Annotated in this window: 31 protein-coding genes; 21 read left to right on the top strand and 10 right to left on the bottom strand. The window is 39.1% G+C overall.

Annotation, left to right across the window (positions count from 1 at the left end):
- Positions 1-10 precede the first annotated feature (10 nt).
- The 10 genes from rnmV to spoVG all read left to right on the top strand — a co-directional run bounded on the left by rnmV (position 11) and on the right by spoVG (position 5950).
- Positions 11-562 (top strand): ribonuclease M5, encoded by a 552-nt coding sequence (gene rnmV, locus AC5WOC_RS18880; RefSeq protein ID WP_496056965.1) that lies wholly within the window; start codon positions 11-13, stop codon positions 560-562.
- Positions 559-1449 carry a 16S rRNA (adenine(1518)-N(6)/adenine(1519)-N(6))-dimethyltransferase RsmA gene (gene rsmA / locus AC5WOC_RS18875; protein WP_496056964.1) on the top strand — a complete coding sequence of 297 codons (891 nt, stop codon included), beginning with the start codon at positions 559-561 and terminating at the stop codon, positions 1447-1449. The genes rnmV and rsmA overlap by 4 nt, the downstream gene beginning before the upstream one ends.
- Positions 1450-1513: 64 nt before the next feature.
- Complete coding sequence (locus AC5WOC_RS18870; protein ID WP_496056963.1) at positions 1514-1987, top strand: ribonuclease H-like YkuK family protein; 474 nt, start codon at positions 1514-1516, stop codon at positions 1985-1987.
- A gap of 105 nt (positions 1988-2092) precedes the next feature.
- Positions 2093-2374 (top strand): biofilm formation stimulator Veg, encoded by a 282-nt coding sequence (veg, locus tag AC5WOC_RS18865; RefSeq protein WP_028777584.1) that lies wholly within the window; start codon positions 2093-2095, stop codon positions 2372-2374.
- Positions 2375-2504: 130 nt separating this feature from the next.
- A complete protein-coding gene (locus AC5WOC_RS18860) occupies positions 2505-2765 on the top strand; it encodes a hypothetical protein (RefSeq protein WP_496056962.1) in 261 nt (86 codons plus the stop codon).
- A gap of 189 nt (positions 2766-2954) precedes the next feature.
- On the top strand, positions 2955-3137 hold the full coding sequence (locus AC5WOC_RS18855; RefSeq protein ID WP_496056961.1) for a small, acid-soluble spore protein, alpha/beta type: 183 nt from the start codon (positions 2955-2957) through the stop codon (positions 3135-3137).
- A gap of 302 nt (positions 3138-3439) precedes the next feature.
- A complete protein-coding gene (ispE, locus tag AC5WOC_RS18850; RefSeq protein WP_496056960.1) occupies positions 3440-4333 on the top strand; it encodes a 4-(cytidine 5'-diphospho)-2-C-methyl-D-erythritol kinase in 894 nt (297 codons plus the stop codon).
- 24 nt (positions 4334-4357) lie between these two features.
- A complete protein-coding gene (purR, locus tag AC5WOC_RS18845; protein WP_496056959.1) occupies positions 4358-5173 on the top strand; it encodes a pur operon repressor in 816 nt (271 codons plus the stop codon).
- Positions 5174-5187: 14 nt separating this feature from the next.
- Positions 5188-5571, top strand: coding sequence for a RidA family protein (locus tag AC5WOC_RS18840; RefSeq protein WP_496056958.1), 384 nt, complete (start codon positions 5188-5190; stop codon positions 5569-5571).
- An 85-nt stretch (positions 5572-5656) separates the two neighbouring features.
- Positions 5657-5950, top strand: a complete 294-nt coding sequence (gene spoVG / locus AC5WOC_RS18835; RefSeq protein ID WP_028777589.1) for a septation regulator SpoVG — start codon at positions 5657-5659, stop codon at positions 5948-5950.
- Positions 5951-6072: 122 nt separating this feature from the next.
- Here spoVG and AC5WOC_RS18830 read toward each other — a convergent pair whose 3' ends face one another.
- The 6 genes from AC5WOC_RS18830 to AC5WOC_RS18805 all read right to left on the bottom strand — a co-directional run bounded on the left by AC5WOC_RS18830 (position 6073) and on the right by AC5WOC_RS18805 (position 8475).
- Positions 6073-6306: a hypothetical protein gene (locus AC5WOC_RS18830; RefSeq protein WP_496056957.1), complete on the bottom strand. Its 234-nt coding sequence runs from the start codon at positions 6304-6306 to the stop codon at positions 6073-6075.
- 194 nt (positions 6307-6500) lie between these two features.
- Positions 6501-6773 (bottom strand): hypothetical protein, encoded by a 273-nt coding sequence (locus tag AC5WOC_RS18825; protein WP_496056956.1) that lies wholly within the window; start codon positions 6771-6773, stop codon positions 6501-6503.
- Between the two features lie 103 nt (positions 6774-6876).
- Positions 6877-7131: a hypothetical protein gene (locus AC5WOC_RS18820; protein WP_496056955.1), complete on the bottom strand. Its 255-nt coding sequence runs from the start codon at positions 7129-7131 to the stop codon at positions 6877-6879.
- Between the two features lie 138 nt (positions 7132-7269).
- Entirely contained in the window at positions 7270-7533 is a 264-nt protein-coding gene (locus AC5WOC_RS18815) for a hypothetical protein (RefSeq protein ID WP_496056954.1), read from the bottom strand.
- A gap of 143 nt (positions 7534-7676) precedes the next feature.
- Complete coding sequence (locus AC5WOC_RS18810; protein WP_496056953.1) at positions 7677-7985, bottom strand: hypothetical protein; 309 nt, start codon at positions 7983-7985, stop codon at positions 7677-7679.
- A 235-nt stretch (positions 7986-8220) separates the two neighbouring features.
- Positions 8221-8475 (bottom strand): hypothetical protein, encoded by a 255-nt coding sequence (locus tag AC5WOC_RS18805; RefSeq protein ID WP_496056952.1) that lies wholly within the window; start codon positions 8473-8475, stop codon positions 8221-8223.
- A 155-nt stretch (positions 8476-8630) separates the two neighbouring features.
- Here AC5WOC_RS18805 and glmU point away from each other — a divergent pair, with 155 nt between their 5' ends.
- The 6 genes from glmU to AC5WOC_RS18775 all read left to right on the top strand — a co-directional run bounded on the left by glmU (position 8631) and on the right by AC5WOC_RS18775 (position 16529).
- Positions 8631-10058, top strand: coding sequence for a bifunctional UDP-N-acetylglucosamine diphosphorylase/glucosamine-1-phosphate N-acetyltransferase GlmU (gene glmU / locus AC5WOC_RS18800; protein ID WP_496056951.1), 1428 nt, complete (start codon positions 8631-8633; stop codon positions 10056-10058).
- 14 nt (positions 10059-10072) lie between these two features.
- Positions 10073-11020 carry a ribose-phosphate diphosphokinase gene (locus AC5WOC_RS18795; protein WP_496056950.1) on the top strand — a complete coding sequence of 316 codons (948 nt, stop codon included), beginning with the start codon at positions 10073-10075 and terminating at the stop codon, positions 11018-11020.
- Between the two features lie 42 nt (positions 11021-11062).
- Positions 11063-11638, top strand: a complete 576-nt coding sequence (pth, locus tag AC5WOC_RS18790) for an aminoacyl-tRNA hydrolase (RefSeq protein WP_496056949.1) — start codon at positions 11063-11065, stop codon at positions 11636-11638.
- Positions 11639-11675: 37 nt separating this feature from the next.
- Positions 11676-11900, top strand: coding sequence for an anti-sigma-F factor Fin (locus AC5WOC_RS18785; protein ID WP_496056948.1), 225 nt, complete (start codon positions 11676-11678; stop codon positions 11898-11900).
- Positions 11901-11974: 74 nt separating this feature from the next.
- Complete coding sequence (mfd, locus tag AC5WOC_RS18780) at positions 11975-15520, top strand: transcription-repair coupling factor (protein WP_496056947.1); 3546 nt, start codon at positions 11975-11977, stop codon at positions 15518-15520.
- A complete protein-coding gene (locus AC5WOC_RS18775) occupies positions 15504-16529 on the top strand; it encodes a peptidylprolyl isomerase (protein ID WP_496056946.1) in 1026 nt (341 codons plus the stop codon). The genes mfd and AC5WOC_RS18775 overlap by 17 nt, the downstream gene beginning before the upstream one ends.
- A 164-nt stretch (positions 16530-16693) precedes the next feature.
- Here AC5WOC_RS18775 and AC5WOC_RS18770 read toward each other — a convergent pair whose 3' ends face one another.
- Complete coding sequence (locus AC5WOC_RS18770; RefSeq protein WP_496056945.1) at positions 16694-17011, bottom strand: ArsR/SmtB family transcription factor; 318 nt, start codon at positions 17009-17011, stop codon at positions 16694-16696.
- A gap of 589 nt (positions 17012-17600) precedes the next feature.
- Here AC5WOC_RS18770 and spoVT point away from each other — a divergent pair.
- Entirely contained in the window at positions 17601-18143 is a 543-nt protein-coding gene (spoVT, locus tag AC5WOC_RS18765) for a stage V sporulation protein T (RefSeq protein WP_496056998.1), read from the top strand.
- A 107-nt stretch (positions 18144-18250) separates the two neighbouring features.
- Here spoVT and AC5WOC_RS18760 read toward each other — a convergent pair whose 3' ends face one another.
- Positions 18251-18646, bottom strand: coding sequence for a hypothetical protein (locus AC5WOC_RS18760; protein WP_496056944.1), 396 nt, complete (start codon positions 18644-18646; stop codon positions 18251-18253).
- Positions 18647-18793: 147 nt separating this feature from the next.
- Positions 18794-19225 (bottom strand): hypothetical protein, encoded by a 432-nt coding sequence (locus AC5WOC_RS18755; RefSeq protein WP_496056943.1) that lies wholly within the window; start codon positions 19223-19225, stop codon positions 18794-18796.
- A 197-nt stretch (positions 19226-19422) separates the two neighbouring features.
- On the opposite strand from AC5WOC_RS18755, the gene AC5WOC_RS18750 reads away from it, so the two are divergent.
- Together AC5WOC_RS18750 and AC5WOC_RS18745 are read left to right on the top strand one after the other, a co-directional pair.
- Complete coding sequence (locus AC5WOC_RS18750; RefSeq protein ID WP_496056997.1) at positions 19423-21003, top strand: putative polysaccharide biosynthesis protein; 1581 nt, start codon at positions 19423-19425, stop codon at positions 21001-21003.
- A 231-nt stretch (positions 21004-21234) separates the two neighbouring features.
- Entirely contained in the window at positions 21235-21630 is a 396-nt protein-coding gene (locus tag AC5WOC_RS18745) for a hypothetical protein (protein WP_496056942.1), read from the top strand.
- A 521-nt stretch (positions 21631-22151) separates the two neighbouring features.
- On the opposite strand, the gene AC5WOC_RS18740 is transcribed toward AC5WOC_RS18745, so the two are convergent.
- A complete protein-coding gene (locus tag AC5WOC_RS18740; protein WP_496056941.1) occupies positions 22152-22337 on the bottom strand; it encodes a hypothetical protein in 186 nt (61 codons plus the stop codon).
- A gap of 162 nt (positions 22338-22499) precedes the next feature.
- On the opposite strand from AC5WOC_RS18740, the gene yabN reads away from it, so the two are divergent.
- Together yabN and AC5WOC_RS18730 are read left to right on the top strand one after the other, a co-directional pair.
- Positions 22500-23972, top strand: a complete 1473-nt coding sequence (yabN, locus tag AC5WOC_RS18735) for a bifunctional methyltransferase/pyrophosphohydrolase YabN (protein WP_496056940.1) — start codon at positions 22500-22502, stop codon at positions 23970-23972.
- A complete protein-coding gene (locus AC5WOC_RS18730) occupies positions 23969-24229 on the top strand; it encodes an RNA-binding S4 domain-containing protein (RefSeq protein ID WP_496056939.1) in 261 nt (86 codons plus the stop codon). The genes yabN and AC5WOC_RS18730 overlap by 4 nt, the downstream gene beginning before the upstream one ends.
- The last annotated feature ends 62 nt before the right edge of the window (positions 24230-24291 follow it).

The following is a 24291-nucleotide window of genomic DNA, read 5'->3' as shown; positions in this document are numbered from 1 at the left end:
GGTATAGATTATGCGGAAGGTAAAAGAAATCATTGTAGTAGAGGGAAAAAATGACAGCCTAGCGATTAAGCGAGCAGTAGATGCAGATACGATTGAAACACAAGGTTCAGCAATTCCTAAGCATGTTTTGGACGAGCTTCATCGCGCTCAAAAAGCAAGAGGTGTAATTGTTTTTACAGATCCTGATCATGCCGGCGAGCGAATAAGGAAAATTATTTCCCGGGAAATCCCAAATGTGAAACATGCATTCATTGAAAAGGAGCTAGCATTTGAAAAGCACAAAGTTGGTGTAGAGCATGCTCATCCTACGGATATCATTGCTGCGCTTAATAACGTTCGAACGATGGTAGAGGAACAAGAATTTTGGCTTACATGGCAAACGTACTTTTCATATGAATTAGTTGGTTATCCGTACTCTAAGAGATTGCGGGAAAAATTGGCAAAAGAATTAGCAATCGGTTATGCGAATGCAAAGCAATTTTATCACCGGCTGAAAACTTTACGTATAAGTAGGGAAGAATGTGAACAAGCACTCCTGAACATAAGAGGAGATTTAGTATGAATTTTGGTATTTCTGCAAAAACACGAAAATTGTTGAAGCAGCATAATATAGTACTAAAAAAAAGTTTAGGACAAAACTTTTTAACTGATCAAAATGTACTGCAACGAATCATTGAAGCTGCTAATTTGAGTGACCAGTCTGGAGTTATTGAAATCGGACCGGGTTTAGGTGCTCTGACAGAAGGGTTGGCTCAACAGGCAGAAAAGGTAGTAGCGATTGAACTAGACAATCGTTTGATTCCTATCTTACAGGAATTATTTATCAATCAGTCAAACATTGAAATTGTACATGCTGATGCAAGCAAATATGATTTTGCTCAGCTTATATCGGATAAATTCTCCTCATGTTCAGATGTTCACGTAGTGGCGAACTTACCTTATTATGTTACATCGCCTATTTTAGTGAAGTTGCTAGAGTCAAAATTAAATCTAACTAACATTGTGGTCATGATCCAAAAGGAAGTTGCTGAGCGGATTTTAGCTGCGCCTGGAACAAAAGTTTATGGATCACTCAGTGTATTTGCTCAGTATTTCAGTGAACCCAGCAAAGTAGTACAAGTTCCAAGTACAGTATTTGTTCCCTCTCCGAAAGTAGATTCGATGGTTATTAAGTTAGCAATCCGCTCCACACCTGCAGTACCTGTGCTCGATGAATCATTCTTTTTTCAAGTAGTTAGGGCTTCTTTTGCGAAACGGCGAAAAACGTTAGTAAATTCTCTGGCAAGTTCTTTACCTTTCCCATTGGAGAAAATGTATCTGGAAGAATTGATTCAAAGTATTGGGTTAGATCCGGGTTATAGGGCAGAAATGCTCTCAATTGACGCGTTTGCTCAGTTATCCAATGTCTTATATCGACAGAGAGAGGCAGTGGCTACCAAACAAGTTTAACTCATTCATTTATTGATGTCTTGAGCTGCAATTTCCATGCAAAAACCACTTGGAGGGTGATGGAATGGATTTTTTTCATCCACGTAAAGGCAAGTACAGTATGGATAACATGATTAGGGAAATCAAGGATTACCTAGAAGCAGACCGCAATAGAGACTACAAGATAATGATTGGTACCGATTCACAGACCAGAACGAGAGAAACATTGTTTGTCACAGCTATTATTATCCAACGAATTGGAAAAGGTGCATTGTTCTTTTATACTCGAAAATCACATCCAGCGATGAAAGACTTACGATATCGTATATATCGTGAAACAGAATATAGTTTGCATTGCGTAGACATGTTAAAAGAAAGTGGTTTTTTTCGCTTAGCGGAAAATATTCCCATGGAGATCCATTTGGATGTTGGTCAACGGGGAGAGACACGAAAAGTAATCCAAGAAGTAGTAGGCTGGGTTACGGCTGTAGGCTATGAAGCCAAGATTAAACCCGATTCTGTTGCAGCAAGTGCAGTGGCAGATCGTTTTACGAAATAAAAATTGATTGACAAATCCTTTGTACCACTGCTATAATAACAAATTTGACATTTCACACCGTATGGTATATAATCTTCTATGAGTGAAGTGAGGTGGTCGTAGACAATGGGCAAAAACGCACTATCAGAAATCAAACTAAAGTTAGATGGCTATATCGGACAGAAAATCCACCTAAAGGCCAACAGCGGACGCCGCAAGACCATTGAACGGACAGGTATATTAGAAGAGACATACCCTTCTGTCTTTATCGTAAAACTGGATGAGGATCAGCATTCGTTCAAACGGGTTTCCTACAGTTATGCAGATATTTTGACGGAGTCGGTAGAGCTCACCGTTTATCAACCCGACAACGAGCAGGTACAAGTAAAATACATTAAGGCAACATAAAACAAGGAGATCCTTAGGGATGTCCTTTTTCTTTTGTGGAGTAAATTGGATCAATATTGAAAATAAATCATGAAAAAGATATGCTTGATTTGTCAATGTCAGAGCGTTTCTCGGTTGGAAAGGGTCATTCATGGCTGGTACTGTCGGAGAAGTGAAAGTAGCCCTTCGTTCTCTTCGTAATACATTCGGAGAGAAGGAGAATGTGTGGGGAGTCCTTGATCGGATTTATCACAATCTGAACTCGCAGGGACTGAGTGATGCTACACTGATCACAAGTGCTAAGAATGCTGCCGACTATAAAAGGAAGCTGGAAACCCTGGAATCTTGGGGTGTAAACCTATCCCCTGACCATAAATCAAAGAGGGATGCATTGGTTGGGATGTTTTCCTGACAATGACGGGTTGAGTAATCTCAACCCGTCACAAAATTTTATAATAGTGATCTGTTTATTTGATATGCAGTTTGTTTTTGTGGACAAGTCAGATCGATTGCATACAGAAATGAAATCTTATTTAAATAAAAACCAGTTTCCTTTCTCATACTAATAGATACCCTGTTAATCTTTAGGAGGCGATGGTAAATGGCACGACGGGCTGTGATGTCAGAAGCCTTAAAAGTAGAGTTAGCCAAAGAGCTTGGTTTTTACGATGTAGTACAGCGTGAAGGTTGGGGCGGGATTAAAGCCCGTGACGCTGGAAATATGGTAAAAAGAGCGATTCAGTTAGCAGAAGAGCAGTTGGCAAAACAAAAAGCAGGGGAATAAGAAAAAGTCGGGGGTTTAACTCTCGGCTTTTTCTATTGTTTGATCTATTTATCTGGCTTTAAAAAAAGCTAGCCAATCACCAAGTTTTCTTTCGCAGATAAAGCGGAAGAGGAAGGATTGCATTATCTGCATAAGTGCAACTAGGGTTCTGTTGTCGCTTTAAAAAAAGCTAGCCAATCATCAAGTTTTCTTTATTGGTATGTAAACCTGCTCGTGGTACAATAAAACAATAATCTGGACGGACAAGCATCAATGGTTACCCAAAATAGTGTTTTGGGGTGTTACGAGGAGGAATATATGGTTTGTTTATATCAGAAAAAGCGCCAGCGAAAATTAATCTTACATTAGATGCGCTATACAAGAGAGCGGATGGATATCATGAATTAGAAATGGTCATGACATCTGTCGATTTAGCTGATCGCATTGATCTGCTGTCCATCCCGACTTCGGCGATTCTCTTAGAATCTAGCTCTGGGTTAGTGCCGCAAGATGATAAAAATCTTGCATATATGGCTGCTAGTTTGCTGCGGAAAAAAGTGGGGATTCGACGTGGGGTTGCGATAAAAATAGATAAAAAGGTACCCGTAGCTGCTGGATTGGCTGGAGGGAGCAGTGATGCGGCTGCTACTTTACGTGGGTTAAACCGGTTATGGGGATTGGGATTGAGCCTTCGAGAGTTAGCAGAAATCGGAGCAGAAATTGGTTCAGATGTACCTTATTGCGTATTTGGAAATACTGCTTTGGCAACTGGCCGGGGAGAGAATCTACAGGTGTTACCTGCACCACCACCATGCTGGGTTGTTTTGGCAAAACCACCTCAAGGAGTATCTACTGCTGATGTGTTTGGAGCTTTGCGCGTAGATCAGGTAAAACGCAGACCACGAACAAAAGAGATGATCGATGCTCTCTATCGCCAAGACTATCGAGCGATTACTCGAATGATGGGAAATGTCTTGGAGACGATAACTATGCAAATGGAGCCGGATGTTCGGAAATTAAAACAGAAAATGTATCAGTTTGGTGCAGATGGTGTGTTGATGTCCGGTAGTGGTCCAACGGTCTTCGCCCTTGTAGATCGTGAGTCGAGGGCGCGAAGAATGGTGAATAGTTTAAAAGGATTCTGCCCGCAAGTTTTCGCAGTACGAATGCTCGGAAACTTGAACAAAACCAAACAAAATGTTATAGTTCAGGCATGATGTTCGGGTTTTGGGGGATTGCGAATGGAAAAATGGAAACGGAGTGCGCGTTTAGTCGATATGACACGCCAATTGCTAAACGCCCCTTATCAACTGATTCCGCTTACAGCGTTTGCAAAGCGTTATCAAGCTGCCAAGTCTTCCATCAGTGAGGACTTAACGATTATTCAAGAAGTATTGCATGCAGAGGAAAACGGGCAATTGGAGACAATGGCTGGCGCCTCTGGCGGTGTGAGATATATGCCTGGTATGGGTGTTGACGAGACAAAAGAGGTTTTATCTCGATTGTGTAGACGTTTGACAAACCCGGAGCGGATCCTACCAGGTGCTTTTTTATTTATGTCTGATTTACTGGGTGATCCAGTACTGCTTCATTCGATTGGACGGATATGGGCAAAAATATTTGGGCGCAGCAATATCGATGCAATTGTAACAGTAGAAACCAAAGGTATTCCGCTCGCTTATGCGGCAGCATATCATTTGCGTAAACCTGTCGTTATTGTACGCTATGATACAACTGTCACAGAAGGTTCTGTTGTGACTGTAAACACCGTTTCTGGATCTAGCGGGAGACTGAAACAATTATCACTTGCTCGAAGAAGTCTGGCACATGGTTCCCGTGTTTTATTGATTGATGATTATATGAAAGCGGGTGGGACCGTTCGAGGACTGATCGAATTACTTCGCGAATTTGAGGCGGAAGTAGTTGGAGTCGGGGTGATGGTTGATTCCGTGGTACCAGAAAAGTTAGTTGATGATTATGTTTCATTGGTAACCGTAACTGAGGTTGATGAGAAAGAAAAACGAATTACGACACAGATTGGTAATCTGTTCGAATAAGGAGTGTTTACACTGTGAAAATCATTCAAACTAATAAAGCACCACAAGCAATTGGCCCATACTCGCAAGCAGTAAAAATTGGAAATTTTTTATTTGCATCAGGGCAAATTCCGTTAACACCGGATGGTGAACTAGTTTCGGGTAGTATAGAAGAGCAGACACACCAAGTCTTAAAAAATATTACCAATCTCTTGGCAGAAGCAGATGCAAAACTAGAAAACGTCGTCAAAACAACATTGTTTATAAAAAATATGGATGATTTTGCAGCGATTAACGAAGTGTATGGACAATATTTTGCGACACACAAACCAGCACGTTCAACAGTAGAAGTAGCGCGTTTGCCTAAGGATGTAGGGATTGAGATCGAGGTCATTGCAAATCTTTCCAGTGATTTCTAATTTTTTTGTCATATTTGGAAGGAATTTCAAGTGTTCCCGCGAATACTAAGAGTAAAGTCATCTTGGTAACAGGTGGTGCATTTGGATGGAAATAACAGATGTAAGATTACGTAAGGTTAATCGAGAAGGTCGTATGCGTGCGATTGCATCGATTACAATTGATAGTGAGTTTGTGATTCATGATATTCGTGTGATTGATGGGAATAATGGTATGTTTGTTGCAATGCCTAGTAAGCGTACTCCTGACGGTGAGTTTCGCGACATCGCTCATCCGATTTCTCCGCTCAGCAGAGAAAAGATCGAATCAGCTGTGTTAGAAGAATACCGTCGGGCTGATGATATAGAAGAAGATATCATTCCTACGCCAAAAGCATTATAGGGAAAAGCCTCCTTCCATGAGAAAGGAGGCTTTTTGCTTTTTTATGTTAAATAGAAGATTGTTCTTGTTGTCTGCTGGGTTGAATTATATTTATTTTATAAACCTAGCAGACATGAAAAAAGTTATGTAACAGTGATCGTTACTTTGAACTCGCTACATGTCAACCATTCGGCATGTAGCCTACTTTTTTCATAACGTGTCAGTAGTTTTTTGTTATCAATAATCTCCAGTGAGCCGCTTATTTTGTCTGTATCCTCTACTTTGATTTTAAATTTAGGATTATTTCTCCATTTTGTCTCACTACAAAATATTGCAAAATCGTATGCGACATTTCTCGCTTCCACAGATTGGGACATTTTCCCTCCGATTAATAGAGAAACATGCAAGTTAATTATAACAAAAATTATTTTAAGGATGGTCATGATTTAAAAGATTTTATTATTAGTTTAAGGTGCATGAATATACGAAATAATGGGGATGGGGAACCAGTTGTTGAACTATTGGACTCCTAGACAAAGGATACCTTCATCTAGGAGTATTATGAAAACTACTACTTCTTGGGTTTAATATTTATGGTAACCTCGTACTTCACAAAGTAATTTTTGGTTACGAAAATACCCTCAAATGCTTCGGTGATCCAGTCTTTTGTATCTTTGTCTAGGAGATTTTTCTCATCAATAATATGGAGTTTCGGCGGGGCATATTCTCCAGAATTATATGCAGTTCTCTCCATGGATACTTGTTCGATGGTTACACCATTGTCTTTGCTATGAATTTCCCAAAGTCGGTCAAGTTCAGATTGGCATTCCGGCTTTTTAGCCATTTTTTCTCCAATCAACTGAAGTAGACAACTGTATTATAACATAGAATTATTTATCTTTGATTTGGCTCCTAGATGGAATGTAACCACCTAGGAGAGGAGCAATTTACTTCTGTTTCACTTCCACTTCCGCAGAAAACGTGGGAGTATACTTGGCAGCAAATTTTTTATATATCGTTTCAAGTTCATTGTTTTGGTCTGAAGTCAGGAGATGCAGTTTATCTTTAATTACAAGGTCTGGACCAGAAGGATCTTCCTTTAGATTTTTTTGGACAATCTTTACTCCAAAAGATCCTTCATATGTTTGCCAAATCATGTTCAGCTGAATTTGGAACATCTTTTTGGAAATCGATTCTGCCATTTTGACTCCAAGTAATCTTGAGGACATGGATCAAGAGTAGTATATCAAATATTTATTGATTTTTCAGTCATTGGTATGGCGAATGTTTATATCGTTTGTCTCCTAGAAAAAGAGTTCTTTTTCTAGGAGGGGCAGGATTTACTTCTTCTTTGGTTCAACCACTACTTCCACCGAAAATGTGGGAGTGCACTCTGAAGCGAAGCGAGCAAATACAGCTTCCAATTCCATTTTTTGTACTTGTCTCAGCAGCTTGTTATCATCTGTATAACCTACAATCTTAGGGTCAGTGGGAACTTTTTTCAGTGCTTTATGTCGAATCGATATTCCCCAGCTACTCTCATACGTTTCCCAGATTTTATTCACTTGCTCTTCGAAATGCTTCTTCGTGATTTGCTTTGACACTCCAACTCCAAATTTTGTTGTGGATCGTAGACGATATTAGTATATCATTTCATGTTTAATTGTTTTTATGACTAGTTAAAATTGGACTATCATAATATTTCTGTTCCCTGCTGAGCAAACCATACTCAGCAGTTGATTTTGTGTTAAGCTCGGTCAACCGTGATGGTAATGGTATAACCAAAAGAGATGAAATTTTGCAGGATGAAAAATGTTTCGAGCCGAGATTTCTGATATTTTTTTAGAAAAAGGTGAGGATCAATAATTTTTACGGAAGGGTGCTTGTCTTTCTCTACCCTGACGCTAATACGAAGATTTTGGAACGTAAAGTAGTTTTGGTCCTCAATCGCTATTTTTGCGATTTCTTCTGCGTAGATTGTTGATTTTTTCAGTTTATCAAGGTGCTCAAGGCAATCTTTGAGATCCTTGGAAAGACGGCCCCAAAAAGTTGACATTTTTCCTCCTATAAAAGGGGATTGGACATCATTATTATATCATGCTGATCATTTTGAATTATATAATAAATAGTTGGACTCTTAGATGTAGTTTCTAATAGAAGTGTGGCAGCAAAAATTGTTCAATAGTATTGGCTGCAACTCAATTTCGGGATGGATATATTTCTGTGTTGCTTCTTCGTATTTTTGGGTCTCCATACTGAAAATTATTTAGTATGGGGACTTTTAAATATTTTTAATTCACAATTAGAGTGATTGTAAAGGCGTTGAAATAGGGCACCCTGAGACGCTCCTCAAAGAATGCCTTTTCAAACTTTGTAAGGAGCTTATCATCTCCCTTATAAACAATCGACCCTTTATTTACAGACGTTTCTGTCACATCTTCAATAATGACTTCTTTTGCCCTTGTCCAAACGTTTTCCCTATTTTTTTCCAAAATAATCGACAAGAAATCATTATAGACAGTTTCGATGGAATGTTGGTTGGGCATGAGAGCCTCCTATATTGTTGTCTGTAAATCGTAACTATTTTATTATAACACTTCGTTTTGTTCCAATCTGCTAATAATTCGAGATACGATTTTATAGGTACCTTAGAATAAAATACAAAAGTTGCATAAACCCCTATGATTACGATATATTCAAAATGGTAATTTATAACGATGGGAGCTTATACACTGTGACGGAGAATTTAAGCGCGGTTATCTTGGCGGCGGGGAAAGGTACCCGGATGAAATCAAAGAAACACAAAGTTTTGCATGAATTATGCGGGAAGCCAATGATAAACTATATCTTGGATACATTAAAAGATATGGGGACAGCCCAGACGTTAATGGTAATCGGACATTTAGGGGAAACATTAGAAGCAGCACTTGGGGAACAAGTTACTTTTGTACGGCAAACAGAGCAGTTAGGAACTGCTCATGCTGTCATGCAGACAGAGGATCACTTAAGAGGGAAAGATGGAATTACCCTTGTGTTAAATGGTGATCATCCGTTGTTTACAAAAGAGACACTGCAGTCATTAATAGAAAATCATATCAATCAAGAAGCTGCTGCTACCATTTTAACAGCCGAGTTAGAAGATCCCACTGGATATGGCAGAGTGATACGCCAATCGGATGGAAGTGTTTCGCGAATCGTTGAACATAAAGATGCCAGTGAAAAAGAACACGCAGTTAATGAAATAAATACAGGAACGTACTGTTTTAATAATCGGAAGTTATTTGAAGCGCTGAAATTGGTAAACAATAATAATGCACAAGGGGAATACTATCTCCCTGATGTTATTTCTATTCTCCAAGAACAAGGTGAAATCATTGCCGCTTCGATGATGGATGACGAAAAAGAAGCGATGGGTGTTAATGATCGAGTACAACTAGCAGAAGCAGAAACTCATCTACAACAGCGTATCATCAAAAAACATATGCTAAACGGCGTTACCATTCATCAACCGTCTACCGTTACAATAGAAGCAGAAGTAGAAATTGATGCTGATACAGAAATATTTCCCGGGAGCACTCTCAAAGGAAATACAAAAATTGGAAGTGCTTGTATTATCGGACCAGAAGCCGATTTGTATAATGTTCGAGTAGCAGATCAAACAAAAATCCGGTATAGTGTAATCGAAGATAGTGAGATAGGAAGTAATGTTAACGTTGGTCCATACACTTATATCCGCCCAAATACATCTTTGGCGGAAAATACTAAAGTAGGTGCATTTGTTGATTTGAAAAATGCGCAGTTAGGCAAAGGAACGAAAGTCTCCCACTTGGCATATGTAGGAGATTCAGAAGTAGGGCAGGATGTGAATATTGCCTGTGGTGTAGTGACGGTAAATTATGATGGTATTGCCAAACATAAAACCATTATTAAAGACGGTGCATTTATTGGCTGCAATACCAACTTGGTTGCACCTGTTACTATTGAAGAAAAGGCATATATCGCTGCAGGTTCGACCATTACTGATGATGTCCCAGCAGAGGCATTTGCTATTGCTCGTGAGCGTCAGGTGACCAAAGAAGATTATGTTCCAAAACTGCGTCAGAAAATCAACAGACACAATTCATTATAGGTGGAGATAAGGTAATGTCCCAGGCAAACTCTCGTATAAAGGTTTTTAGCTGTAATTCAAATCCGCTGTTAGCCCAAAAAATATGTAATCACTTGGGAATTCCATTAGGAGACTCCAAAGTGAATAAGTTTAGCGATGGTGAAATCCATATCCAGTTAAATGAGACAGTTCGAGGGTTAGATGTATATGTAGTTCAGTCTACCTGCGATCCTGTTAACCAGCATTTGATGGAATTACTCGTCATGGTAGATGCGCTAAAACGAGCATCTGCAGGTACGATCAATGTAGTAATCCCTTATTATGGTTATGCGCGTCAAGACCGGAAAGCGCGAGCGAGAGATCCAATTACAGCAAAATTAGTAGCAAACTTGATCGAAACGGCTGGTGCAGATCGTGTGATTGCAATGGACTTACATGCCACACAGATTCAAGGATTTTTTAATATTCCAGTTGATCATTTACTTGGTGTACCAATTTTGGCGAATTATTTCCAAGGGAAAAATTTAACGGACCTTGTAGTGGTATCACCTGACCATGGGGGCGTTATTCGTGCGAGACGTTTAGCTGAGCGGTTGGAGGCTCCACTTGCCATCATTGATAAAAGAAGACCAGAGCCAAATGTTTCGGAAGTAATGAGTATTATCGGAAAAGTTGCTGGTAAAACAGCAATTATCATTGATGATATTATCGATACTGCAGGTACGATTTGCTTAGCAACCGAAGCAATTCTCGAGCGTGGAGCAAAAGAAGTGTATGCTTGCTGTACACACCCTGTCTTATCAGGTCCAGCTCTCGAACGCATTGAAAACTCTGGTATTAAACAATTAGTAGCGACAGATACCATTGCACTGAAACCAGAAAAAATGTTAGATAAAATAGAAGTTCTTTCTGTGGCACCAGTTATTGGAGAAGCGATTTATCGTATTCACCACGAACAGTCAGTAAGCAAATTATTTGTATAGGCGGTCAAGGTTGATCGTCTTTTCTTTTTTGAGGTGAGCGTGTTGAAAGTTATTGTCGGGTTGGGAAACCCTGGGAAAAAATATGAATTAACAAGGCACAATGTTGGTTTCTGGGCTGTTGACCAATTAAGTGATAAATGGAATATTCCTTTTCAAAAAGAAAAATGGAGCAGTATGGTTGCAGAAGGGGTAGTAAATGGGGAAAAAGTTTATTTGTTAAAGCCTCTTACATATATGAATTTATCAGGTGAAGCAGTGGGAGCTGCTGTGCGTTTCCTTAAATTATCATTAGATGATTTACTGGTAATTTTTGATGATATGGATATTCCATTGGGACAACTGCGACTGCGACAAAAAGGGAGTTCGGGTGGTCATAACGGCATTAAATCTTTGATCCAACACCTTGGAACGGAACAATTTAACCGAATAAAAATTGGCATAAATCGTCCGCCGGCACCCATGACGGTTGTAGATTATGTGTTAACTCGATTCTCCGATCTCGATCACAAAGTAGCTGCTGACGCTGCAGTTGCTTCTGCTGAAGCAACAGATGAGTGGTTGAGGAATGATTTTCTATCTGCGATGAATAAGTATAATGGAGCGATCTTACGAACATAATAAGAATTGACTCTTTTAGAAAGCGAGGCATCTCAAAATGGAGTATGTCTGCCGTTTTTGTCAATCATCGTTGGGAAAATTAAATAGTTCTGTATATTCCGAAGAAGAACTCGGGTTGGATCGGTTGACCGCAGAAGAACGAGAAGATATAATTATCCGTGACACAAATGGTCAGATGCAAGTTCGAGTAGTTTGTGAGAACTGCGAACATATCTTAAACCATTACCCGGAACGTTCCCTTCTACCATCACTGTATCACTAAATACATCGAATGGAGAAGCATAGCCTTGGCAATCTGCTGAGGCTTCTTTTATATAGGGGGAGAAGGAGGAAGCCTTGGAACCGCTTACGAATTTATTTGACCAAGATAAAGATGTCCAATCCATTTACCAAGGAGTCCAATCAGGACTTCAGGAACAACTAGCTACCGGTCTTACTGGCTCTGCACGTATGATTTTTGTAGCTACGCTGTACCAAAAAACGAAGCGCAGTTGTGTAGTAGTCACACATAATTTGAATCAAGCTCAAAAAGCTGCTGATGATTTAAGCGAATTATTATCAAAAGAAGAAGTATTATTATATCCTGCTGACGAGCTGATCACAACGGAGATAGCTCTTGCTAGTCCAGAAACATTGGGAAATAGAATCGATGTTATCACTCGTCTTACCTCTGGATTCTCAGGGGTATTTGTCATTCCTTTCGCGGGGCTTCGAAAAATATTCCCCCCAAGACGAACTTGGAATCACTGTTCGATAGCGTTGTCTGTGGGACAGGAGTATCCGATAGAATCATTATCTGAAAAATTAGTACACATGGGCTATGAACGAGTAGATATGGTAGAAAAGAGTGGCGAATTTTCCGTTCGAGGTGGAATTGTAGATATATATCCTGTTACGTTTGAACAGCCTATGCGTATGGAATGGTTTGATGATGAGGTTGATTCCATTCGAAAATTTTCTGTTGCAGATCAACGTTCAACAGATAAATTAATGGATGTTATTTTGCCTCCTGCAAAAGAACTTTTTGCAGATGCGAAAACGTTGTATCAAGCAGGAGAACACGTTCAACAATTATTGACAGAACGATTGAATAAAACCAAAGATCCTGCTCTGCGTGAAAAATTACAACAATCAATTGGTTGGGATATTGAGCAACTGCAGTCAGGTGTATATTTTACTGGAATTTATAAATATATTTCACAAATTTATCCACAGGGAGAAAGTATTTTAAACTTTTTGCCTACAGATTCCATTCTCATTTTGGATGAACCTGCTCGTATTCAAGAAACAGGGAAACAGTTGGAAAGAGAAGAAGCCGAATGGCAGACAGCCCTTTTAGAACAAGGCGAGATGCTGCCGTCTTTGAAGCTCTCTTATTCTGTAGAAGAAGTATCTAAATCAAATCATCAAAAAATATATTTATCCTTGTTTATGCGGCAACTAGCCCATATGCAGGCACATAATATTGTACAATTTATGTGTCGCAGCATGCAGCAATTTCATGGCCAGATGCATGTATTAAAGGCAGAATTGGAGCGTTTGACGAAAGCAAAATATACGATTTTATTTACAGCCAGTACAGAAGATCGTATGTTAAGACTTATTCGTGTATTGCAAGATTATGGAATGGAGATAACCAAAACCGATGCTTCTTCTTCTCTTCCCATTGGTAAACCAGTAGTTCGAATCTCCTCTTTATTAAATGGGTTTGAAATGAGTAGTAACAAATTAGCAGTTATAACCGAAGGGGAAGTATTTACACAGAAACAAAGAAGGACTCGTAGATCGACTAAATTAGATCATGCAGAAAAAATTAAAGATTATCAAGAATTAAAGCCTGGTGATTATGTAGTACATGTCAATCACGGAATAGGGAAATATCTTGGCATCGAGACATTAAATGTAGCTGGATTGCACAAGGACTATATGCATATTCAATATGCAGGCAATGATAAATTATATGTACCTGTTGAACAAATTGACCAAGTGCAAAAATATGTAGGAAGCGAGGAAAAAATTCCGAGAGTTTACAGCTTGGGCGGCAGCGAGTGGAGCAAGGTCAAAAACAAAGTTCGAACAGCTGTAGTAGATATTGCCCAAGATTTGATCAAATTATATGCAAAGCGCCAAGAAGCAAGAGGATATGCTTTTCATGAGGATTCTGCCTTTCAGCGTGAATTTGAAGCGATGTTTCCATATGAAGAGACACCAGACCAGCTTCGATCCATTCAAGAGATTAAAAAAGATATGGAAAAAAGTCAGCCAATGGATCGCCTATTATGTGGGGATGTGGGGTATGGAAAGACTGAAGTTGCTGTACGTGCGGCATTTAAAGCGATTATGGATGGGAAGCAAGTAGCTGTATTGGTTCCTACAACCATTTTGGCACAACAACACTATGAAACTTTTCGGGAGCGGTTTGCTGATTTCCCTATAGAAGTACATGTACTCAATCGCTTTCGCAGTCGAAAGGAACAAAAAGAAACAATCGAAGGCCTTAAGGCTGGATCAGTAGATATCGTGATTGGAACGCATCGTGTATTATCAAAAGATCTAGGTTTTCGTGATCTTGGATTGTTGATTATAGATGAGGAACAGCGCTTTGGTGTAAAGCATAAAGAGCGAATCAAGGAATTAAAAACAAATATCGATGTCTTGACGCTAACTGCTACTCCTATTCCTCGAACCTTACACATGGCGATGATGGGTGTTCGCGATTTATCCGTTATAGAAACGCCTCCAGAAAATAGATTTCCTGTTCAGACATATGTTATTGAATATTCAGCAGCATTGGTGCGAGAGGCGATTGAACGAGAGCTGTCCAGAGGAGGACAAGTATACTTCCTCTATAATCAAGTCAACAACATTGACCGGATGGCAGATCAAATTCGCATGCTCGTCCCTGAAGCTAGAATAGCTGTAGCACACGGTCAAATGGTAGATACAGAATTGGAACGAGTCATGTTAGACTTTTTAGATGGGGAATATGATGTTTTAGTCAGTACGACGATTATTGAGACAGGTGTCGATATTCCAAACGTAAACACATTGATAATTTATAATGCAGATAAGATGGGACTGTCTCAACTTTATCAGCTCCGAGGAAGAGTTGGACGATCCAATCGTATTGCCTATGCGTATTTTACGTATCAGCGAGATAAAGTGCTTTCCGAAACTGCAGAAAAAAGATTACAAGCGATTAAAGAGTTTACTGAGCTAGGTTCTGGGTTTAAAATTGCCATGCGGGACTTGTCCATTCGGGGAGCAGGGAATCTGCTCGGCGCAGAACAACATGGTCATATTGCGACGGTAGGTTTCGAAATGTACAGCCAAATGTTAAAAGAGGCAGTGGTCGAACTCCAACAAGGAGTTACAGAGATAAAAGAAGTATCAGAACCACAAATAGATTTAAATGTGGATGCTTATTTGCCCAGTGAGTATATCACAGATGAAAAGCAAAAGATTGAGTTGTACAAAAAAATCCGTTCCTTGCAAACTTTGGAACATGTTGCTGATTTGGAAGAAGAAATGGAAGATCGATTTGGTGATCTACCTGATCCTGTTCAAAATTTGTTACGTGTTGCCAAACTCCGTGCGTATGCTTTTAAGTATGGAGTAGAAACAATGGAAGAAAAACCTTCAGAAATTCATGTCATGCTTCGTCCAGAAGAAAATGAAAAAATCAATGGGCAGGCACTCTTTAAACTTGCAAATCAATTTCCAAGCAGAGTGAGATTGGTTTCTGGAAAACATGTAGGCATGGTTTTCAAAAAAACAGGCTTGACTCCAAAAGCAATTCTAGAATTGATGGATGCATTTTTCAAACAATATGATCAAGTAAGGAAAAAAGAAGGAGTTGTTAAGAGTGCAGCGATCGACTAAATGGGTAGCTGGTATTATAGCGGTGGTATTATTGGCAGGTAGTATTATCGCGGTTACCTCTACTTATTGGGGGAGTACGAAAAACAATACCACGCAAAATAATTCGACACAGACCAAAACAAAACCACTGGATACTTCAAGTCAAAAAATAGCAGCAGAATATAAAGACGGAAAAGTAACAGAAGGGGAGTTAAACGCTTATATCAATATAAACTCGTTTTTTGACCCCCAACTTGCTGCTATTTTTTCATCTACAGATGCTGCTGCTGTCGCACAACAAAAACAAGCGAAACGAGAGTTCGCAAAAGTATATTTAACAAAACAATACATAGCTAGTCTGCAAAAGGTAACACCTGCTCAGCAAAAAACGATTCAACAACAAGGAAAACAACTAGAAACACAAGTAATTAGTTATGCACAAATGATGGACCAAAATGCTAAAATCAAAACACTTCAAGATGCATTAAAGGGAAGAGGATTTACACAAAGTCAACTGCAAAAAGTTGCCGAACAGGATTCTAAAGTGGATATGTATTTACTAAGCCAAATTCAAAATGCAACTTATGAGCGAGTAAAACTTCGTCATATTCTTGTGACGTTTACTCAACCAGGCACGCAAGCACAAGAAGGACAAACAGCACGTACAGAAGCAGAAGCAAAAACTCGTGCATTAGACGTGAAAAAGAAATTGGATGAGGGCGGTGATTTTACTAAGCTTGCCAAAGAATACTCTGAAGACCCAGGTTCGAAAGATAAAGGTGGTCTTTATGATGCGGATGTAAGTGGATTTGTGACTGAGTTTGCTAATGCAGCGAAGACATTACCAATTGGTAAAATAAGCGATCCAATTAAAACAGAGTATGGTTTCCATGTGATGAAAGTGGAATCAAGAACACAAGAAAAAGTTGCAAATGCACCAAAAGATCAACTCGAACAAATTCAAAGTACGAAAAAGCAAGAGGTATTTAACCAATTTCAGCAGAAAATTGGAGTGAAGCTATTCATATAGAGAAGGAATTGCATCGCAAACTGATTCAACAAACGAACTCCCTATGTTAATAGGGGGTTCGTTTGTTCTATTCTAAGTTTAGCTCGTTTTATTCATACTAGGTAATAAGTACATTGTGAACTATCATTTTTTCATGAAGTAAGCTTTTTTGTTTCTTTTCATAGTTAGTTGCGGAGATAACGTTCTTGGATTGCTAACTGATATTCATCAAGCAATTTTTTGTTTATTATATAAAAATTCCATTTTCCTCGTTTTGTTTCATAAATCAATTCTGCTTGTTTCAACTCTTTTAAATGATAGGATACTTTTGATTGAGCTAATTCAAATGCGTCTTGTATATCTAACACACATATCCCCTCTTCGCAGTCCTCCACAGGGGAAGAGGTATGAAGAACATCATAACCTGCTCGAATAAGATCCAGTATTTGCAGACGAATAGGGTCGCTTAAAGCTTTTGAGATACGTGCTATCTTATCAGACAATTTTTATAACACTTCTTTCTTTAACTCGTTAATAAAATAGTATATCACATTGCTTTTTTTATTCTTTGACTACTAAGATTACCAGTTATAGGCTGGTTCATTTTTTAGATGGAAACAGATATTGAAGTATAGAATCAATTAAATTTTTTCGATTGGTGGTGTTATATATTTTCATTTCTGATTGTTTCTGTTTCACATCTTGTTCTAGTTCATAATAGCTTTGCATTTACTAACACCTCGCATCAATTTTTCTTGATGTGATTATACATCAAAAAAAATTGATGCGTCAATGTTGTATGCTATTAAATAATTTAATACTTAAATTACAGTTAAACAATTTTGCTTTTATAAATGAAAATATTAGAATTCCGAAAAAGAGTAGGAAGATGGTTACTTACTCAGTTAATATGCCATCTTTTTTCATGGAACATTATTCTATAAGGGGAGGTCAGAAGAAAATTCTCTCTATTTTTGTCTCTATCCAAATGAAATAAATTTATTCTCCGCATAAGATGTTACCAGCAGATTCATACTATGCCTTATAAGAACAAAAAGAACCAAGGAATTCAGAACGGAGGCAACTATGACAATGAAAGCAACCGGCATCGTGCGCCGAATCGACGACCTTGGACGCGTCGTGATTCCTAAGGAAATTCGTCGTACACTTCGGATTCGCGAAGGAGATCCCCTAGAAATATTTGTGGATAGAGATGGGGAAGTAATATTAAAAAAATATTCTCCTATTGGTGAACTAAGTGACTTTGCCCAAGAATATGCAGAAGCACTATATGAAAATATTCAACAAACGGTTTTGGTGTGTGATCGCGATAGTATTATTGCGGTAGCTGGAGGTTCGAAGAAAGAATATATGGAAAAACCAATCAGTACAATGATTGAATCGTCTATGGAGTCGCGCCGAGCACAACATGAGTATAATGGCGGTATTGCAGAAATTATTAAAGGAAATTCAGAGGAATATGCATCTTATATTATTGTTCCAATTAATGCAGGTGGAGATCCCATTGGTGCAGTTGTATTGATATCAAAGAAAGATGGAAACAAAATGGGTGAACTGGAAAGCAAACTCGCAAGTACAGCATCTACTTTTCTTGGAAAACAGATGGAGAACTAAGACAAGCCTAAGATTACATAGCTTGAATCTAGTTATTGTTCTTATTTATTCCTATCGCTTTTTCTATAATTTAGCGGCGGTGTACCTATAGGTACACCGCCTTTGTGTTACATGTAAGGTGTCTTTTTCCGTCCCTGCTCCAGGTCAATGAGGTCTTCTGATGTGATCGGAGGTTTGTTATTAAACACCAGCTGGGTGACAAGGAATGCATCCGCGCCGTGTCGACTATGGGAGTACTTCCCGATGAGCCGAATCTTGGCAACCGGATAGATACGCTCCTTGGGGATCTTTGGCCTCCAATGATCACTAGAGAAAATTTCAAAATTACGCCCGGAGACAGGGGTGAATTCCTTTTTATTCTTATCGAACTTTGCTCCAGTAACTACATAACTCCATGTAATGGAGCTATCATCTAGGAAAAGAGTAATGATGTAATTAGCTGGAATGAGAATTCCGTCAGGGATTTGCTTCTTTTCTTTAAAAGTAACCCCAACGATCGGCATTGTGCCTCCAATGGACTACCCTGTATGGCAACAATTGTCACCACTAAAATCATTGTATCAAATAATCGTTTACATATCTGTTTAACAGCAAACTTCACTTAATCAAAAATTAGCAGCGGTGTACCTGATGGTACACCGCTTTTGTTGTTACATATAGGGCATCTTCTTTTGTGCGGTCTCCATTGTCATGAATTCTTTCAATCCAATTTTATTGGAGCCGTTAAAGACGAGGTGAGTGACTTTGTACACGTCAATGTCAGTCTGTATACCCGAATGAAATCGTGTGAATGCATGGCGCCCAATCAACCGGAGTTTGGAAATCTCATATACTCCATGATAGGGGGTAAGATTAGCCGAACACAGATTACAATAAATGATTTGCATCGTTTTATTGGGTTTGGGAGTAAAGGTCAGCGTTTTCTTATCAAAACGAGCATCACGGAGCACATATCCACTGCCATCGAAAGAGACGGTGCTTACGTTATCAACAAGTTCCAACTGTAGTTTATAATGTTCGGGCCGCACCCGCGTTTTTGTAAACTCTTTCTCATCAAGATGAGCGAGCAGAGCGAATGTCATGTATCCTCCAAAGTATTTCCTATATGAAAACAACAATAACATGTATAGTATAGCAAATAATGTTCGAAGTATGACTATTTTCATCGTATAGTTATTATTTGTTTTTCCTCTTACATGACAGCAAAAGTGGGAATTTGCTATAGTTAGCTTTGTTAGTTTCCAAAACATATAGCTAGCAGGTGTTTATATTGCGAAAAATGCAACGTTCGTTTTTAACTGGAGCTCTTATTTTAAGTATTGCTACGATGATTTGTCGTTTTTTAGGTGCAGTGTATCGTATTCCTTACCAAAATATTACCGGTAATGAAGGTATGTACGTATACAGTCAAGTTTACCCGTTGTACAGTGTGCTGCTTCTTTTGGCAACGGCTGGATTTCCGCTGGCTATATCCAAACTTGTATCTGAGAAAATCGCAGTTCAGGATTATGCAGGGGCTAAGCAGATTTATCGGATATCTATGATCATGTTATTTTTAATGGGAAGCATTGCCTTTCTATGCTTGTTTTTCGGAGCGCCGATGATTGCTGCTTGGATGGGCAGCAGAGAACTTTTGACATTACCGATTAAAGCAGTGTCCTTTTCTCTATTGATTATTCCTTTTACTGCGGTTTTTCGGGGAATGTATCAAGGGCAGCAAGAAATGATGCCATCGGCCGTGTCACAAGTAATGGAGCAATTGATACGAGTGATTACTATTTTAGTTTGTGCTTGGTATGCAATGAGTTCAGGTTTAGGGGTAGTTTATGCAGGTGCAGGGGCGGTTTTTGGAGCGACGACAGGAGCTCTTGTCGCTTTCCTTATTTTGCTGCTGTATCGGCGGACTAGTGAAGGTTTTGGACAACTGCGTGCAAACTCAACAGATGATAAAAAAAGTACCAAACAAGTTATTAGAGCACTTTTTATCATCTCTTTACCAATTTGTATTAACTCTTTGCTGTACCCTTTGTTTGGTTTAGTAGATTCTTTTACGATTGCGAATTACTTGGTGGATTCTCATTGGAGTGTAGCAGCATCCATTAACTTAAAGGGGATCTACGACCGTGGGGGACCTCTACTGCAGTTTGCTGCTTTTTTTGCCACCGGAATTGCCCTTTCTATTGTGCCTGCAATGACAGTTGCGAGACAAAAAGGCAATGAGCAAGAAGTAAAAGAACGGGCGAATTTGGCGATTCGTTTGACTTGGATGCTTGGTTTACCATCTTCAATTGGCCTTGCCGTCGTCGCTCTGCCGACAAATGTAATGTTATTTAAAGATGCGGCTGGTTCCGATGCTCTATGTATTTTGGCATTCTCCACAATCTTTGTGACGCTTGGTGTTACTTCCGCAGGTATTCTTCAAGGTCTGGGACGTGTTGTTGTACCAGCTGTTACCATTATAGTGGCTGTAATAGCGAAATGGTTGTTCAATTATTTTTTTGTTCCCATATGGGATATTAGGGGTGCAGCTTTAGCAACGGTTTTAGCTTATACAATTGGTGCAGGGTTTAACTTAATTATAATAAAAAGGTTGATTCCTGCCATTCGTACCCCTTGGTTAAAATTATTGATCGCTAACGGGTTATTGGGTTTAGCGGCTTATACCATGCGATGGCTTCTGTTTATAGGGACAGCCGGCTGGGAGAATGTACGGGTAGCTATGAGTGTTACCTGTCTCGGTTCGGTACTTGTTGGTATTATCGTCTATGTATGGGCAGTTTTACGCACACAGTTAATCTCAGAAAACGAACTGGATATGGTTCCAAAGCTGCAGAAACTAGTAAGAAAAATAATGAAATAAAGGCCCTAAACATTTTGACATCGTTTTTTTGAAAGGATATCCTTGTATTAGGATATCTATTTTTGTTCCAACACTGATAAACCTCACTGGCTACATATGGTGAACATGAGATGTTCGCTGTATGTAGCCAGTGAGGCGGTCGAGGTAAATCTCATATTCAGTCGAGACGATTACACGTTTCCTGAATAATGCCTTGGACGCTTTCCGCCTGCTGGTGGAAAGGACTTTACAATGTCTAAGAGAAAGGACAACAAACGTCAAAAGAAGATGCAACTTCATAAGGAGCAGCTGGAGAACAACAAACTGGAGCAGAGCATCCGCTTTGAACTGGAAGAAGAGAAGCGAAAACAGGCTAAAGAACTCCGTGAGTTAGAAGATCAGCAGATGAAACGGCAGGAAGAACGTCGTAAGCAATCCGCTGATATGCGTGAGGAATTAGGCTTGTGGTTAAAATGCATGTTAGGGGTATCAGTTGGACTGATGACTCTTGTGCGTTTTGAATCCCTCTTTACTTCCATCTTCGGACATATCGCCTTCTATTCCTTGATCAGTTTGCATGGACTCTTAGTCATCGTATTTACGACTCACTTAGCGGTGAACTACGTAAAGCGTACAGGCAAGAGATAAAACCCCTATCAGTAAGTTGAGAACAATCGGGCCAGGTGGATACACATCTACACGGCCCGGCTGATTCAAAATAAAATTCTGAAAAATCAAATAATTATACGCCGAAAATACCTGCCCAGCGATCAAATTTAGGCAAGTAGTAATACCCCTATCACTTTTTGCCAGTTGAGAACAATCGGGCTGATTGCTGGGCAGGATATGTTCATTATAGGAATTAATAAGGTTAAATTCAATGAGAAGATCTCCAAAGGGCGTACAAGATAGATATAGTTACAATAAACAAGAGTATGAACATAGAAAATGGAATTTTATAAGGTTTTTTTTCTTTTTTTCTGTGCCTATATATTTGAAAAAACATTCCGACAAAGATCCCACAAACTACTAATATAATAAGTCCGATGAAATCTAAATTTTGCATATTTCCCCCTGTAAAGGTTTTTTTTAGTATATCATTTTTTGTAATTGAATGTTTATACTCTAATTCAGTTGAAATTACTGTATTCGATGAACAGGTATCATTTTTAGATTTGACGAGCCATATACCACAAAATCAAAACAATGAAAATTACACCAATAATAAAAAGGGTCAGCGCATGACCGTATGGTTCATTTTGTTTTTGCTTTTGCCGGAAAATTTGATATAAAATCCCTGCAAAGAAGCCACCGATTATAAATAAGACTAAGGAAACAATGTCTATATTTAGCATACAACCCCCTAAAATAGTTTTGTTAAAAGTATATCATTTTCCTAGATAGAACAACTTGAAATGAAAATTTGCTTCCTCATGAGAATGTAGTATCGTTTTCCGCTAAATTCCCATGGTATGATAATAAGCATACGGATTTGTTGGTTGAAAGGAAGTTGTGAAGTGAAAGCAAAAGTAACAGTTGTCGGTCTGGGCTTTGGTGATGAGGACAGCCTGTCGATAGGGACATGGAAACTATTGCAGTCAGGCGACCCGATTTTTTTACGAACCAAAGATCACCCCATAGTGCCTTGGATGAAAAAACAAGGAATTGAATTTGAAACGTTTGATCAAATATATGAAAAACATGATCAATTTGCCCCAGTCTATCAGGAAATAGTACAAAAAATTATTCAGTATGCGAGAAATCATGATCATATTATATATGCGGTGCCAGGGCATCCGATGGTAGCGGAACGTACCGTGCAACTTCTATTGCAAGAGGGGGCATCCCATTCTATTCAGACCGAAGTGCTTGGCGGGGGGAGTTTCCTTGATGTTGCCTTTGCTAGATTAGGAGTTGATCCAATTGAAGGATTTCAATTGCTGGATGGAACCCATTTCGAAGCAGGGCATATCATCAACCCAGAACAGCATATTTTTATCGGACAAGTTTATAGTCAGCTAGTAGCTTCTGATGTAAAGTTGACCCTTATGCATGTATATCCCGATGATTATGAAGTTATTATCGCTGATTCTCTTGGTGTTGCAGGGAAAGAAAACATCGTGAAGATACCGCTGTACGAATTGGACCGTCAAGACGGTTTTACAAATCTCACTAGTGTGTATGTGCCTCCGGCAAAAGAAGAAAGTGTTTTTTATAAGCAATTTTCTTATCTCATGCAGATCATGCACAAATTGCGAAGTTCTGACGGCTGTCCTTGGGATCAAGAACAGACACATGAATCGCTCCGACCGTATTTGATTGAAGAAGCATATGAATTTATCGATGCAATCAATCAACAAGATGACATATCGATGATGGAGGAACTTGGAGATGTACTACTGCAAGTAGTATTTCACGCGGTTATTGCGGAGCAGCGATACGGATTTACCATTCAAGATGTCATCGAAACGTTAAATGAAAAGCTGATTCGCAGGCATCCCCATGTATTTGGTACTGCAAATGCTGAAACTCCTGATCAAGTTGTACAAACATGGGATGCGGTAAAACAGACAGAAGGAAAAACGAAAAAAGAATCACTCCTAGATTCAATACCTAAATCGTATCCAATATTATTGACTGCTTATGAACAGCAGAAAAAAGCAGCTAAGGTTGGATTTGACTGGGAAGATATTGCAGGGGTGTGGGATAAATTAAAGGAAGAACTAGACGAGTTATCGCTTGCTTCCACTAGTGTTGAGCAGGAGAAGGAACTTGGAGATGTATTATTTTCTGTGATTAATCTTGCTCGTTTTTACAAATTAGATCCCGAACTGGCCTTACAACAAGCAACACAAAAATTTGACCGGCGTTTTCGCCATGTGGAGCAGGCAGCAAAAAGAGCCGGTCAGCCTATGGAAGAGTATTCAATCGATCAATTAGAAATTTGGTGGCAAGAAGCGAAAAAATTAGAAAAGGATGATATTCAATGAGGCTGGACAAGTTTTTAAAAGTTTCTCGAATGATTAAACGCAGAACTCTTGCAAAAGAGGTTTGTGATGGTGGTCGGGTATCCATTAATGACAAGGTTGCCAAAGCTGGTTCTGAAGTAAAAGCAGGTGATGTGCTGACCATCCGTTTTGGACAAAAACTGGTTACAGCAAAGATTGAACGGATAGCTGACAATGTCACAAAGGATATGGCAGATTCCCTTTATACTATTGTCAAGGAAGAACCAGTGTCGCAATAACGTTCTAATGTTTAGGTTGTCCCCATATTATATAGCAAAAGTGTTTTATAGGAGGGGGACAA

It is taken from the genome of Shimazuella sp. NTD247 (genome assembly GCF_059510415.1).
Note: the sequence above shows the minus strand (reverse complement) of the source record. Positions and strands in the feature narration are given on the sequence as shown.

Bases quoted from the DNA above. Each gene is read 5' to 3' on its own strand.
- rnmV (WP_496056965.1), top strand. From the start codon at position 11: ATGCGGAAGGTAAAAGAAATCATTGTAGTAGAGGGAAAAAATGACAGC.
- rsmA (WP_496056964.1), top strand. From the start codon at position 559: ATGAATTTTGGTATTTCTGCAAAAACACGAAAATTGTTGAAGCAGCAT.
- AC5WOC_RS18870 (WP_496056963.1), top strand. From the start codon at position 1,514: ATGGATTTTTTTCATCCACGTAAAGGCAAGTACAGTATGGATAACATG.
- veg (WP_028777584.1), top strand. From the start codon at position 2,093: ATGGGCAAAAACGCACTATCAGAAATCAAACTAAAGTTAGATGGCTAT.
- AC5WOC_RS18860 (WP_496056962.1), top strand. From the start codon at position 2,505: ATGGCTGGTACTGTCGGAGAAGTGAAAGTAGCCCTTCGTTCTCTTCGT.
- AC5WOC_RS18855 (WP_496056961.1), top strand. From the start codon at position 2,955: ATGGCACGACGGGCTGTGATGTCAGAAGCCTTAAAAGTAGAGTTAGCC.
- purR (WP_496056959.1), top strand. From the start codon at position 4,358: ATGGAAAAATGGAAACGGAGTGCGCGTTTAGTCGATATGACACGCCAA.
- spoVG (WP_028777589.1), top strand. From the start codon at position 5,657: ATGGAAATAACAGATGTAAGATTACGTAAGGTTAATCGAGAAGGTCGT.
- AC5WOC_RS18830 (WP_496056957.1), bottom strand. From the start codon at position 6,306: ATGTCCCAATCTGTGGAAGCGAGAAATGTCGCATACGATTTTGCAATA.
- AC5WOC_RS18825 (WP_496056956.1), bottom strand. From the start codon at position 6,773: ATGGCTAAAAAGCCGGAATGCCAATCTGAACTTGACCGACTTTGGGAA.
- AC5WOC_RS18820 (WP_496056955.1), bottom strand. From the start codon at position 7,131: ATGGCAGAATCGATTTCCAAAAAGATGTTCCAAATTCAGCTGAACATG.
- AC5WOC_RS18810 (WP_496056953.1), bottom strand. From the start codon at position 7,985: ATGTCAACTTTTTGGGGCCGTCTTTCCAAGGATCTCAAAGATTGCCTT.
- AC5WOC_RS18805 (WP_496056952.1), bottom strand. From the start codon at position 8,475: ATGCCCAACCAACATTCCATCGAAACTGTCTATAATGATTTCTTGTCG.
- glmU (WP_496056951.1), top strand. From the start codon at position 8,631: ATGGTAATTTATAACGATGGGAGCTTATACACTGTGACGGAGAATTTA.
- AC5WOC_RS18795 (WP_496056950.1), top strand. From the start codon at position 10,073: ATGTCCCAGGCAAACTCTCGTATAAAGGTTTTTAGCTGTAATTCAAAT.
- AC5WOC_RS18785 (WP_496056948.1), top strand. From the start codon at position 11,676: ATGGAGTATGTCTGCCGTTTTTGTCAATCATCGTTGGGAAAATTAAAT.
- spoVT (WP_496056998.1), top strand. From the start codon at position 17,601: ATGAAAGCAACCGGCATCGTGCGCCGAATCGACGACCTTGGACGCGTC.
- AC5WOC_RS18760 (WP_496056944.1), bottom strand. From the start codon at position 18,646: ATGCCGATCGTTGGGGTTACTTTTAAAGAAAAGAAGCAAATCCCTGAC.
- AC5WOC_RS18755 (WP_496056943.1), bottom strand. From the start codon at position 19,225: ATGACATTCGCTCTGCTCGCTCATCTTGATGAGAAAGAGTTTACAAAA.
- AC5WOC_RS18750 (WP_496056997.1), top strand. From the start codon at position 19,423: ATGCAACGTTCGTTTTTAACTGGAGCTCTTATTTTAAGTATTGCTACG.
- AC5WOC_RS18745 (WP_496056942.1), top strand. From the start codon at position 21,235: ATGTCTAAGAGAAAGGACAACAAACGTCAAAAGAAGATGCAACTTCAT.
- AC5WOC_RS18740 (WP_496056941.1), bottom strand. From the start codon at position 22,337: ATGCTAAATATAGACATTGTTTCCTTAGTCTTATTTATAATCGGTGGC.
- AC5WOC_RS18730 (WP_496056939.1), top strand. From the start codon at position 23,969: ATGAGGCTGGACAAGTTTTTAAAAGTTTCTCGAATGATTAAACGCAGA.